The organism is Vibrio sp. Y176, assembly GCF_033438945.1.
In genome coordinates, this window is the sequence record NZ_JAWOQS010001044.1 from 1 (window position 1) to 544 (window position 544).

At 44.7% G+C, this 544-nt stretch carries 1 protein-coding gene; it reads right to left on the minus strand.

All coding sequences use genetic code 11. The features are described from left to right. On the minus strand, positions 1 to 544 hold a 544-nt coding region (locus R7O13_RS30110; protein ID WP_318305623.1), incomplete at both ends, for a PilZ domain-containing protein.

The window sequence follows — 544 nt, forward strand, 5'->3', positions numbered from 1 at the left end:
TATCGTAAAGTTGTAACTCACGAAAGTTAACTTGCACTTCTTGTCCCGAGCGTAACATCGTTGGCTCATCTAAACGAATCCCCAAGCCTCGCTTAGAAATATCAACGGTTGAACCTGCTGCTTTTAACTCACCCGAACTGAGTTCAAGCGGCGTTTTGAATCGATAGCGTGGTTCTTTACGGCGCGATTGAGCATCGAAATAGATACCTTTAGGGTTGCCAGTGATTTTTCGAGGATGACGAAAGGCATTTAACGTGTTGGCTGGCAAACGCGGTTTTTCTGTTAATAGGTAATCTTGCCCCGACTTTTCGTCAGCGATTTCTTGCAAAATTCCGATATGAGTCAGTGACTGAGAGGTTTCGGCTAACTCTGGAGAGAATAGTGCGAGATCTTCTTTCTCTTGCTCAGATAACTCAAAAATAGAAATTCGAAACGCACGCCAACTTTCTCGCTTAGCCCCTAAATGCCAAAACAGCTGGCGTTGTTCGCGAGTCGCTTCGGGTCTAAGCATCGAGTAGAAGTACGTTTTGTTTTCATGTTCATG